Origin of the sequence: Halanaerobacter jeridensis, from assembly GCF_016908315.1 — a bacterium.
Lineage (GTDB): Bacteria > Bacillota > Halanaerobiia > Halobacteroidales > Halobacteroidaceae > Halanaerobacter > Halanaerobacter jeridensis.
Window position 1 is genome coordinate 235,811 of record NZ_JAFBDQ010000001.1, and the last position, 12,547, is coordinate 248,357.

Annotated in this window: 8 protein-coding genes; all 8 read left to right on the forward strand. The window is 31.5% G+C overall.

The annotated features are described in order from the left end of the window. Positions 1-335 precede the first annotated feature (335 nt). The 8 genes from pulA to JOC47_RS01255 all read left to right on the forward strand — a co-directional run bounded on the left by pulA (position 336) and on the right by JOC47_RS01255 (position 12,518). The gene (gene pulA, locus JOC47_RS01220) at positions 336-3,254 is read left to right on the forward strand and encodes a type I pullulanase (RefSeq protein ID WP_204700134.1); all 2,919 of its coding nucleotides are present in this window, start codon (positions 336-338) and stop codon (positions 3,252-3,254) included. A gap of 69 nt (positions 3,255-3,323) precedes the next feature. Continuing rightward, positions 3,324-4,241 (forward strand): homoserine O-acetyltransferase MetA, encoded by a 918-nt coding sequence (metA, locus tag JOC47_RS01225; RefSeq protein ID WP_204700135.1) that lies wholly within the window; start codon positions 3,324-3,326, stop codon positions 4,239-4,241. A gap of 212 nt (positions 4,242-4,453) precedes the next feature. Continuing rightward, positions 4,454-6,286: a patatin-like phospholipase family protein gene (locus JOC47_RS01230; RefSeq protein WP_204700136.1), complete on the forward strand. Its 1,833-nt coding sequence runs from the start codon at positions 4,454-4,456 to the stop codon at positions 6,284-6,286. Positions 6,287-6,301: 15 nt separating this feature from the next. After that, positions 6,302-7,099, forward strand: coding sequence for a response regulator (locus JOC47_RS01235; protein ID WP_204700137.1), 798 nt, complete (start codon positions 6,302-6,304; stop codon positions 7,097-7,099). Positions 7,100-7,248: 149 nt separating this feature from the next. Continuing rightward, positions 7,249-9,171, forward strand: a complete 1,923-nt coding sequence (locus JOC47_RS01240; RefSeq protein ID WP_204700138.1) for an alpha amylase N-terminal ig-like domain-containing protein — start codon at positions 7,249-7,251, stop codon at positions 9,169-9,171. A 5-nt stretch (positions 9,172-9,176) separates the two neighbouring features. Beyond that, the gene (locus JOC47_RS01245; protein ID WP_204700139.1) at positions 9,177-10,313 is read left to right on the forward strand and encodes an MFS transporter; all 1,137 of its coding nucleotides are present in this window, start codon (positions 9,177-9,179) and stop codon (positions 10,311-10,313) included. Between the two features lie 27 nt (positions 10,314-10,340). Further along, positions 10,341-11,447: a DUF362 domain-containing protein gene (locus JOC47_RS01250; protein ID WP_204700140.1), complete on the forward strand. Its 1,107-nt coding sequence runs from the start codon at positions 10,341-10,343 to the stop codon at positions 11,445-11,447. A gap of 60 nt (positions 11,448-11,507) precedes the next feature. Then, on the forward strand, positions 11,508-12,518 hold the full coding sequence (locus JOC47_RS01255) for a LacI family DNA-binding transcriptional regulator (RefSeq protein ID WP_204700141.1): 1,011 nt from the start codon (positions 11,508-11,510) through the stop codon (positions 12,516-12,518). The last annotated feature ends 29 nt before the right edge of the window (positions 12,519-12,547 follow it).

Genomic DNA, 12,547 nt, shown 5'->3' on the forward strand with positions numbered 1-12,547 from the left:
TGTCAGTGACAGAACTACAAAGATTGAAAGCCCAATTGAAGTAAGTGATATAGCGGCAGAAATAAAGAAAGAAGCTAAAAAATTCTCTTTTAGCAATTTTTTAAAAAGAAAAAAGAATGTATGAAGATAATAAAACTGTAAAAAATAATATTTGAATAAAGTAAAATTACTCGGTGTTAAAGCCGAGATTTTTTTATTAGAAGTATGATTAAGTCATATTCTGAATAATATTAAGCAGGAATTATTTTAATTATCTATAAATTATACTAAATAAGATTAAGTTTTATAGTGAAGATAATATTGAGATATTTTAAATAAAAAAGGGGGAATAAGTAATGAATAGAGATGAATATCATCCACCCCAAATTCCTGAAGGGTATATGAGGTTACATTATATTCAAGATAGTAGTTATAATTATCTTGAATGGGATTTATATATTTGGGGCCCTGGTTATAATGGAAAAAAACTAAAGTGGGGTTTTGGCCTAGAGGTAAGTGGGATTGATGAATATGGGGTTTATTGGGATATCCCTGGTGTGGAGGGGCAAGAAATAAATTTTATAGTGCATAATGATTACACAAGAGTATCCAATATTGCTGCTGATTATAAATTTGAAGAGGGAAAAGAATTATGGGCAGTTAAAGAAACTAATCAGATTCATAATAGTTTAGAAAAAGCTTTAGAGGATGGAAATATTACTAAAATCCCTGCTCCATCAGAAAATTATGTCCGTTTGCATTATTGTCGTTGTGATGCAAATTATGATGGGTGGCAGTTAAGATTTTGGCAAGAAGATGAAGAAACAGGAGAAGAAATGATAAGTGGAGAAATTAAAACCAATGATGTTGATACTTGTGGAGCTTATTGGGATATTCCGTGTAAAGAAGAGTATGGCAAACTAAAATTTGTTATTTTTAAGGGAGAAGAAGAAGAATTTAATGGAGTCCAAGAATATCCATATTCTGAAGGTATAAATGAAATATGGATGAAGGCAGGAGATAGTACTCAATACAAGAATGGATTAAAATTATTTGAAAGAAATGAAATTGAAGAAGCAATGATTTTTGCTGAAAATAAAATTGTGCTTAGATTTAAATATGCTGTTGAAGATAGAATTTGGGTTAAGTATGGCTCTAAAGTAATTCCTATTCAAAAAATTGATGATTCTAAAGCACCAGAATATTATTTAACATTAGATCAAAATTTAGACTATGATCATCCTTATACAGTTAAAGCAGGACGTTTAACTGCTAAAACAATTTTGAGTCCAGAAATAATTGATGAAAATTATACTTATCATGGTTCATTAGGAGTGGATTATAGTCCCCAAAAAAGCAGCTTTAAATTATGGGCTCCGTCAGCTCAAAGAGTAGAACTAGAGTTATTTGCAGAACAAAATCAGGTAGAGCCTAATGCTGTTTATCCTCTGCGCAAAGATGAAAATGGAGTTTGGTATATTGAGATAGAAGAAGATTTAGCAGATTTTTATTATCATTATATTGTTAATAATTCTGGTACTAAACAAAAAACATTAGATCCATATGCTAAATCAATGTCTGGGTTTGATATTGAAGAAGATGATTTAGGCAAAGGAGCAGTAGTGGATTTAGATAGTACTAATCCTAAAAAATGGCAGGAAGATGATTATATAGAGTTAGAAGATGATTGCAATATAGTAATTTATGAAATGTCAGTTAGAGATTTTACTATTTCTCCTAGCTCTGAAGTTGCTAAAGAAAAACGAGGTACTTATTTAGGATTTATTGAAAAGATACCTTATTTAAAAGAACTAGGTATAACACATGTGCAATTGATGCCTGTGTTGAATTTCTATTTTATTAATGAATATCAAAAGGAATTTGAAGATATCAGAAAAATTAAAGAAGAAGGTAAAGTGAATTATAATTGGGGTTATGATCCTCATAATTATTTCACACCTGAAGGTTGGTATTCTTCTGATCCAGGAGATCCAAAAGTAAGAATTAAAGAATTAAAACAATTAATCCAAGCTTTGCATGATGCAGGAATTGGAGTTATTCTTGATGTGGTTTATAATCATACTGCAGTTACAGAGATTTTTGAGCCCATAGTGCCCGCATATTATTATCGACGTCATGCTGATAATAGTTTAACTAATGGTTCTGGTTGTGGCAATGATACTGCTTCAGAACGGGAAATGATGAGGAAATTAATTATTGATTCTACAACTTATTGGACTGATGAATATCATGTAGATGGATTTCGTTTTGATTTAATGGGATTACATGATGAAGAGACAATTAAGAAGATGGCTGATCAGGTCAGAGATATTAATCCTAATACTGTTTTATTAGGTGAAGGATGGAATTTAGGAACTTTACCTGCCGAAGAAAAGTATGTTAAGGCAGCAGGAGAAAAAAGAAGTTTATTAAGAGTTGAAAGTGGTCCAGCAGTATTTAATGATGGAATAAGAGATGCTCTTAAACAAAATCACTTTGGAGGTAATTTAGAAGACGGTGGATTCATCCAAGGATTTGTAAATAGCAAATCATTAATTAGAGCTGGGATTATAGCAGGGATGGTTAATTACGATAGTAATGTAGATATTGAATTAGATCCTTATCATCGCTTTGCTGATGAGCCAGAAGAAGTAATCAATTATGTTACTTGTCATGATGGTTATACTTTATGGGATAAAGTAGTGGGGTCTACTCCTAATGCTGATAAAGAGCAAAGAATTAAGATGGCGAAATTAGGTGCTAGTATTATTCTTACTTCTCAAGGCCGAGCATTTATTCATGGTGGAGAAGAAATGCTCCGTACTAAACCTAACCCTAATAAGTATAAAGAATTAGATCATAACAGTTATAGCTCAGGAGATTATACAAATCAAATTGATTGGCAGCGTAAAGAAAAATATTCGGAAGTAGTAGAGTATTATAAGGGATTAATTGAATTACGAAAAACTCATCCTGCATTGAGATTAGAAACAATGGAAGAAATCCAATATGGGCTTAATTTTATTGCCGAAGGAATAGATTTTGTAATTGCCTTTAAATTGGATTGTCCTAAAGATGATTGGGAAGAAATTATAGTAGTTCATAATGCTAATCGAAAAGAGAAAACAATTAAAGTAGAATCAGTAACAGAAGATTGGGAAGTAGTAGTTGATGGATCTAAAGCTGGTACTGATAAATTAGCTAGTAGTGATACAATCATTGCTTCAGGAGAAATAACTGCTCCTCCTATTTCAACAGTTGTAGTTCATAAATAATGCTTTGATTTTAATTTGAAAAATGTTATAATGGGAGAAAATTAGAATGTGTAGTGAGGAGTGAGTAGAATGCCAATTAAGGTACCTGATAATCTCCCTGCTGTAGAAACTTTAGAAGATGAGAATATATTTGTAATGAAAGAAAGTAGGGCTTATCATCAGGATATTAGAGCACTTAAAATTGTTATTTTGAATTTGATGCCGTTAAAAGAGATAACTGAAACTCAGTTGTTGCGTTTACTAGGGAATACACCACTACAGGTTGATGTAGTATTATTACAACCTGATAGTTATACTCCCCAAAATATTTCCGAAGAGCACCTAAGTGCTTTCTATAAGACAATTGATGAAGTGCAAAATCAGAAGTTTGATGGAATGATTATTACAGGAGCTCCTGTCGAACATCTTCCCTTTGAAGAAGTTAAATATTGGGAAGAATTACAGCGGATTATGGATTGGGCAGAAAATAATGTAACTTCAACCTTACATTTGTGTTGGGCTGCTCAAGCAGGATTATATCACCATTTTGGAGTTCCAAAATATGATTTAGAGCAAAAGATGTTTGGCGTTTTTGCTCATCAAGTTAATAAAGAAAAACGGAAATTAATGCGCGGCTTGAATGATCAGCATTTTATGCCGCATTCAAGGTATACCGAAGTCAGAAGGGAAGATATTGAGCAAATTGATTCTTTAGAGATTTTATCTGAATCTGAAGAAGCTGGAGTTAATATGGTAGCTACTAAGAATGGAAAACATATTTTTATTACTGGTCATCCTGAATATGATAGGGATATGTTGAATCAAGAATATCAAAGAGATTTAGAAAAAGGGATTGATATTAATAAACCTAAAAATTATTTTCCAGATGATGACCCTGAACAAGATCCGTTAGTTAATTGGCGTTCTTGTAGTTATTTATTATTTTCAAATTGGCTTAATTATTATGTTTACCAAGTAACCCCATATCGATTAAATAAAATTAAATAATAATATGTTTTAGCACCGGATACTTTAAAGGAATTATATCACTTAATGTATCCGGGTTTTTGTTTTTGTAGCAGGAGATGCCCCTTATTTCTAGAATACATACTATAAACAAGTAATTAATTTGCAATATGTAGAGAGTAATTGTCTTATTTTGATATAAAGAATATAATAATTGCTTCTAGAAAGTTAAAAATTTTAGAAAGGAGTTTAGGATGAATAATTCTTTCCTGAAGTTAGTGACTATCATTTTTTTAATAGTTTTTATTACTGTTTCACCAACTATAAGAGCTGAAAAAAATTTTTTTGCAAAAGAAATTGATGATGAAACTTATTTGATTGAGAATCCACAGCGATTTTTGCAATTAAAACAGCCGCGGGTAGCTTTAGCATTAGGAGGGGGTGGGGCTAGAGCTTTTGTTAATATTGGAGTGATTAAAGCCTTGAAGGAAGAAAATATCCCTGTTGATATGATTGTAGGGACGAGTATGGGTTCTATTATTGGTACAATGTATGGTAGTGGAATGTCAGTAGAAAAGATGGAAGAAGTATTAAACCAAGTTCCTTTTAGTAATTTATTTGATCTAAGTTCTCAACTAAATAAGTCATTACTTAAGACAGAAAAAGTGAATAAGTTTATAGAAGATATTGCTCCGCATAAAAGTTTAGAAGAATTTCCAATTCCTACAGCCTTATTAAGTTTTGATCTCAATAGTGGCTATAAATATTTGAATACTGAGGGCCAAATTTCTCGTGTGTTACAGAGTTCTTATGCTATTCCGTTTTATTTTCCAGTTAAAAAGAATAGTGAAAGGTATTTAATGGACCCAGGAATTTTAGAGATGAGTCCTGCTAAAGCTGCTAAAGCATTAGGGGGAGACTTCATCATTACTACTACTGCTTTTGATGAATTGCCTTACCAGAAATATAATACTTCTCTTCGTTCAGCTATTAGATTTTTAACTTTAGTGCAAAAGAGAAATTCCTTAGAAATAATCAATGAATATTCTGATGTAGTAATTAATAATCAGGTTGGGCATTTTTCTTTTATGGATTTTGATGCTGCTCAACAATTAATTGACCTTGGTTATCAACAGACCCAAAAGAAGATAGGGCTGATTAAAGAAAAATTAAAAAGCAGAAACATTAAACTTAATCATCCTGATTTAAGTACTGAAATTGATTATTCTGATGCCTTAAATGATTTAAAATATAATCGACAACTACTGCCAGGGATGCGAATCAATCCGTTACTTTATTATGGCCAAGATTACTCTATTTTTAATCCTGATTTATTGCGTAGCGCTTTAAATGAAGTACAATATGGATTTGAAATGGAAAGGGGGAAATTAGAAGTAATTTCTTTAGCCCAACGAAATTTAAAAAAGCAGTGGGAGGTTCAAACTCGCTGGAAAAAACTAAGTGAGGATTTTGATTTAATTGCTAAAACTAAGTTACAAGATACTGAAATTATTGATTGGAAATTAGGATTGAAATATTATGATGACAATTATACTTTGGAATTAGGGCGAGGTAGTTTAGATGATGAAGAATGTATTTATTTAGATAATAGTTTTGCTTGGCAGTCTGATAGTCTAAGCTGGAAGAGTGAGAGTGATTTAGTGGCTCCTTCTTTTTCTGAATTAGAAGTATTAACTTCACAGAAGTTAAAATTTCAGTTAAGCAGTATTTGGACAATAGTTCCTAAAATTGTTTATAATAGTTCTGATATAATAGTTTCACCAATAATTTACCGGGGAAAAGAGCAAAATAATTCTGCTAATTTACAAGGGGCAATTGATTTTGCTTATACTCATCAATTTATGCCTTCTGTAGAATTAGCCCAAATATTTCAATTAGCAAATATAGGGTTATATTCTTTTGTTGATTATCAGTCTCAGGGCCAATCTAATTGGGCGAGCGGTTTAGGAATAAAAGCAGATTTTAATCTTTTAGGCTTGAAACCAATTGATTTAAGAGCTTATTCTGCTTATAGTTTAGAAAGTGATAAGATAAATCATGAGTTGAATATCACTTATAATTTTTAAAATGGGGTGATTAAAGTGAATAATGTATTAATCGTTGATCAATCTGAAATTTTAAGATTACAAGTCCGGAGTATTATTAGTTCCCCAAAAATTAATGTTTTAGAAACTGCTAAAGTAGAAGAAGTTAAAAATAATTCTTTTGCTGCTGATTATTCACTACATGATATTGATTTATTAATTTTTGACATTCAATTTGGTGAAAAGCAAGATTTTAGTTTATTAGATTATTTGCAGAAAACAAATTTAAAAGTGCCGGTATTAATTTTAAGTTCTAATGATAGAAGAGAAACAGTTCTCAAAGCTTATCGCCTAGGAGCACAAGATTATTTGTTAAAACCATTTGAAGAACATGTTTTAAAGGCTAAAGTTAACTATTATTTAGATAATAAAGGTGATAAGTGGAATGTTAATAGTGATAAAAATAGTATTGTTGACTATTTTGCTTTTGATTTGCTACAGGAATTGAGTCGGTCATTACGAGGTGATTCAATTTTTACTATTGTAAAATTTGAAGTAGCCCAAGATGAAAAAAATTCAATTACTAAAAACTTATTATTAAGTTTGATGCGTGGTATTGATAGGATTTATAAAATTTCCGAAACAGAACTATTATTGTTTCTGCCTTTAACTGATAAAAAAGGGTCGAAAGTGTTATTGCAAAGAATAAATGACTATTTAGCAGAGCATATCGAAAAAAAAGAAGTTAATTTAGATCGTTTACTATCTTTTCCAGAGGATATTACAGATGAAGTAGAGCAAAATAAGGTAGTAAGTTATCAACATCAAATAGTGAATGAATTGTTTAGAAATTAGTTTTAATTAAATATTTTAATTGTAGTGTTAAAGTGAAATTAGCACTACAATTATTTTTTGAATTAAATTATGATTATCCTTGAGTTAGATTTAAATCTAAGTTATAATGGACTTAACGAAAGCGATTTCGAAAAAGGGAGGTAACAATTTTGAAATTTGATTGGAAAGATAGTATCTATTCAGATGGTTCTAAACATTATGTTACAAATCCTACTCCTGAACTGGGAGAAAAAGTTACAATCAGATTAAGAATTTTAAAGAATGCACCAGTAGAAGATGTGATTTTAAGAGGGAAAATTAATGGTCAAGCTCACTTTTTTGCTATGACTGAAGAGAAAAAAACTGAGCAATTTGTATATTATAAATATCAATTAGAAATTAATCAGCCTTTGTTCCATTATCATTTTATAATTACTACAGATGATGAAACATATTATTATAATCAGTTTGAAATTAGTAATTATCCACCAGTTGAAGATTATGATTTCAGAATTGTAGCTGATTATCAACCTCCAGAATGGGTTAAGAGTACAGTTTTCTATCAAATATTTCCTGATAGATTTTACAATGCTAATCCAGATAATGATGTGCAAGATAATCAATATACTTTTAATGGCTATTCTACTATTGCAAAGGATTGGAATGAAGAGCCAGGAGAATATGAAGAAGCGCACTGTTTAGATTTTTTTGGTGGCGATTTAGAAGGTATCAAAGAAAAAATACCTTATTTAAAAGAATTAGGTGTTAATGCTCTTTATCTAAATCCAATTTTTACTGCTGCTACTCATCATAAGTATGATTGTTTAGATTATTTTGCAGTTGACCCGCATTTTGGAGGAGATGGAGCATTAATTGATTTAAATCAAGAGTTACATAGTAATAATATGAAAGTAATGCTTGATGTTTCAGTCAATCATACAGGAATAGCTCATAAGTGGTTTAACAAAGAAGCTAATTTCTTTGCAGAAGATGTAGGGGCTTATAATAATCCCGAAGCTAAAGAAAGAGAATATTATTATTTTGATGAAGAGGGAAATTATCATGGTTGGGAAGGTGTAGAAACACTACCAACTTTAAATTATGAATCGGAAGCTTTGCGTGATGCTATTTATCGCGATGATGATTCAGTTTTGAAATATTGGTTACAAGACCCTTTTAATATTGATGCTTGGCGTCTTGATGTTGCAGATGTAATGGCTAGAATGGATGATAAACAAATGCATCATCAAGTGTGGCCTGAAATTCGAGAGAATATTCGTGAGGAAAATTCAGAAGCTTATATTTTAGGAGAACATTGGCGTGATGATCAAGAGTTTCTTCGTGGTGATGAATGGGATTCATCAATGAATTATTTTGGGTTTGGACGTCCGGTCCGTCAGTTTGTAGGGGAAATAGATCATATGTTAGAACGTCGTTTAGAGCAATTTGACTTTTCATCTCAGAAAAGAAAAGCTAGTGAATTAGCGGAGCAGTTTAAACAAAAAATCGCTAGATTGCCGCATCAGATTGCTTATGTACAATTTAATTTGCTTGATAGTCATGATATTAGTCGCCTGCATAATAATCCCCAGGTATCTTGGCAAGATTATCGAGGGGCAGTAATTATGATGTTTACGTTCCCGGGAACACCTAATATTTATTATGGGGATGAAGTAGAAATAGAAGGACATAGAGAAAGTGTTGAAGGTTGTCGCTACCCTATGGAATGGGAGCAGGAAGAACAGAACCAAGATTATTATCAGTTATATAAAAAATTGTCTCATTTAAAACAGGAAAAAGAAAGTTTGCAAACAGGTGGATTTAAAATTTTATATGATAATGATTATGTAATTGCTTATGCTAGATTTACTGCTGATGAAATTTATTTGACTGTAGTTTCGCAAGAAAAAAGTAGGAGTCAAGTTGCTATTCCTATTGGAACTTTAGGAGTTTTTGAAGAAGCTGAAGTAAGTGAGGTTTTTGGTCAGCAGCCGCCATTAGAAATTGAAGCTGGAATTATGAATTTAGAATTAGAAGCAAAAGATGCATTTCTATTTAAAATAATTAATAAAACAAAAGAAGTTGGAGGCTAATTAAATTGTACTTTAAAACATTTAATTTTATATTTTATATGGGGATGTCAGTATTAACTTTCTTTAATTTATATTTTAAAAGTGTAGGTTTAACTTCTTCCCAGATTGGAACTATTAATTCTATAGCCAAAGCAGTTGCTTTGTTGTGTTTACCATTATGGGGGATTTTATCAGATTATTATAAGGCTAATAAGAAATTATTAATGATTACAGTATTTGGAGCTTTAGTTAGTAGTTTAATGTTTTTAGCCGGGCAAAGTTTTTGGTTTATAACATTAATTATGACATTGTTTTTAACATTTTTATTAGCAGCAGTACCTTTAGCAGATGCACAACTATTAGGGTATTTAGGAGAAGATAGTAAGCAGTATGGTAAATATAGAATTTGGGGTTCAATTGGCTATACTGCAGTAGTAGCAGGAGTAGGATATTTTATTGAAAAGACTGCTCCAGGAAATATTTTTTATCTGAGTGGAATAGTTTATATAGTTACTTTATTAATTATCCCTAAGTTACCAGAACAGGATGTGAGTATAGAAGTGGGGAGTTTGAAAAAATTTAAAAGTTTACTACATAAGAAGAACTTACTTACTTTTATTCTTTTTACCTTTTTTATTATTTTAACTTTGAAAACTAATAATATTTATTTTCCTATTTATGTGATTGATCATGGTGGGAAAGAGTTTTTAGTGGGAATAGCTTTGACGATTGCTGCAACTAGTGAAATGGCTGTTTTTTATTTTTCAGAAGAAATCATGGAACATTTCAGGCTGAAATATATTTTTTTGGTGTCATCTTTGGCTTTTGCTTTACGCTGGTTTTTATTAGCTCAATTTCCTATTCCAGCAGTTTTCTTAGCTTCGCAATTATTGCATAGTCTGACCTTTGGATTATTTCATGTGACTGCAGTTAATTATATTAATGAAATTTGTGGTGATAGATTTAAGGCTACTGGGCAAAATCTTTATGCTACTGCTAAAGGAATTAGCAGTATTGTAGGAAGCTTTATTGGCGGGATTATTTATCAAGAATTAGGTGGTAGTACACTCTATTTATATTTTAGTTTAATTGCTTTAGGAGCTGGAACAATTTATTTTATAGCGATAAGGAAAAATGATAATATAAGTTATGTAGGAAGTTAATAAAATATCACAATAGGGGGAATTATAATGGCAAGTAAAGTTTATTTTGCTGATGTTAGGGCTCGTAGTAATGAAGAAAGTAAAGCGGAAAAAGTGAAAAGATTATTTGATAAAGCAGGTTTTGAAGAGTTAATTAATGAAAATGATTTAACGGCTATTAAAGTACATTTTGGTGAAGCTGGTAATGATTCGCATATTAGTCCTGTGTTTGTGCGTCAAATAGTTGATAAGCTCAAAGAAAATTCTGCTAAGCCTTTTGTTGGTGATACAAATACTTTATATTCTGGGGCTAGACATAATTCTGTAGATCATCTGAATGTAGCTAATCAACATGGTTTTACTTATGCAGTTTTAAATGCACCAGTGATTATCACTGATGGTTTAATGAGCCAAGATATTGTAGATGTAGAAATCAATCAAAAACAATTTGATGAAGTTAAGATAGCTTCTGATTTTGTTTCTGCTGATGCAATGATTGCTATGTCTCATTTTAAGGCTCATGAGTTAGCTGGTTTTGGTGGGGCAATTAAGAATTTGGCTATGGGTTGTGCTCCGGCAGCAGGTAAAAAAGAACAGCATAATGTGCAGTTCTTTGCAGATGATGAGAAATGTGTGGCTTGTGGAAAATGTGCTGAAGTCTGTCCTGAAGATGCAATTACAATCAATGAAACAGCAGAGATTGATGAAGAAAAGTGTATTGGCTGTGGAGAATGTATGACTGTTTGTCCTACTGATGCTATTGCAACTGATTGGAGCTCAGAAATTGAGCCATTTATGGAGCGAATGACTGAGTATGCTTTTGGAGCTATAAAGAATAAAAAGGAAAAAGTAGGCTATATTAATTTTGTTTTAAATATTACTCCTGATTGTGATTGTGTACCTTGGAGTGATGCGCCAATAGTTCGTGATATTGGTATTTTAGCTTCTACTGATCCAGTAGCTATTGATAAGGCAAGTTATGATTTGGTTAATCAACAACAGGGATTTGAAAATTCCTTATTAGAATCTAATTTTGCAGCAGGGGAAGATAAATTTAAAGGCTTGAGAGAACATACTGAAGGTTATATTCAAATTAAGTATGGAGCAGAGATAGGTTTAGGAAATGATGAATATGAATTAATAAAAATTTGCTAATCTTTTAATCTATACTTATAATTAAGTTGAAATGTATTTTAGTAGCTATGAGGTGAGAAGATGGGAGTTAAATTAAAAGATATTGCAGAAAAGTTAGGCGTATCATCAGGAACTGTATCTAAGGCATTAAATGATAAAGAAGGTGTGGGGCATGATTTACGAAAAAAAATAAAGAAGGCAGCAAAAGAAATGGGATATAGACCAAATCCTATTGCCCAGCGATTATCAACTAATAGAAGTAATACTATTGGGGTTTTTATGCTTAATCGCGATCATATTAGATTAAAAGAGAGTTTTGGGATAGAAATTGTGGATGGGATTACTGAACAAGCTAATCAAGCTCAGTATGATATTTTATTATTTACAATTACTAAAGACACTTACAGTCAACGCTCGTATCTTGAATTATGCCGTGAAAGAAAAGTAGAAGGCGCTATATTTATTAGTTTATGTCTTGATGATCCACATATTGAAGAAATAAAAGAAGCAGAAATGCCTGTAGCAGTAATTGATATAAAGTTAGAAGGGAAAAATTTAGGTTATATTACTTCAAATAATTACTCAGGTATAGAACAAGCTTTGGATTATTTATTTGAGATGGGTCATCGTAAGATTGGTTTTATAGGTTCGTGTGAAGGGGCAGAAGTCTCCCAAATTAGATTGCAAGCTTATCAAGATTATATGCAGCAAGCTGGATTTTATGATGAAGATTATATTTGGCGCGGAGATTTTAGTAAAGAAAGTGGCCAGCAAGTAGCGGAAGAAATATTGTCTACTCCTGATAAACCCACAGCTTTGATTGCAGTTAGTGATTTAATGGCTTTAGAAATTATGAAGACACTAAAAAAGGCTGGGGTAGCAATTCCTGAAGATATATCAATTATTGGTTTTGATGATATTCCTGCTGCTCGTTATTCTGATCCGGCATTAACTACAGTAGCTCAAAATGGAATAGGCTTAGGTAAGGAAGCAACTAAGTTTATTTTAGATAGTTTAGAGGGTAAAAAAACATCAGACGCCAAATTATTAGCGACAGAATTAGTACTTAGAGAATCAGTTGCCGAAAGATAAATTTAATTGTTGTAATTAAATTAGGGGGT

What these genes read in the sequence shown, in the direction of transcription:
- metA (WP_204700135.1), top strand. Translation starts at nt 3,324, where the DNA reads ATGCCAATTAAGGTACCTGATAATCTCCCTGCTGTAGAAACTTTAGAA.
- JOC47_RS01250 (WP_204700140.1), top strand. Translation starts at nt 10,341, where the DNA reads ATGGCAAGTAAAGTTTATTTTGCTGATGTTAGGGCTCGTAGTAATGAA.
- pulA (WP_204700134.1), top strand. Translation starts at nt 336, where the DNA reads ATGAATAGAGATGAATATCATCCACCCCAAATTCCTGAAGGGTATATG.
- JOC47_RS01255 (WP_204700141.1), top strand. Translation starts at nt 11,508, where the DNA reads ATGGGAGTTAAATTAAAAGATATTGCAGAAAAGTTAGGCGTATCATCA.
- JOC47_RS01230 (WP_204700136.1), top strand. Translation starts at nt 4,454, where the DNA reads ATGAATAATTCTTTCCTGAAGTTAGTGACTATCATTTTTTTAATAGTT.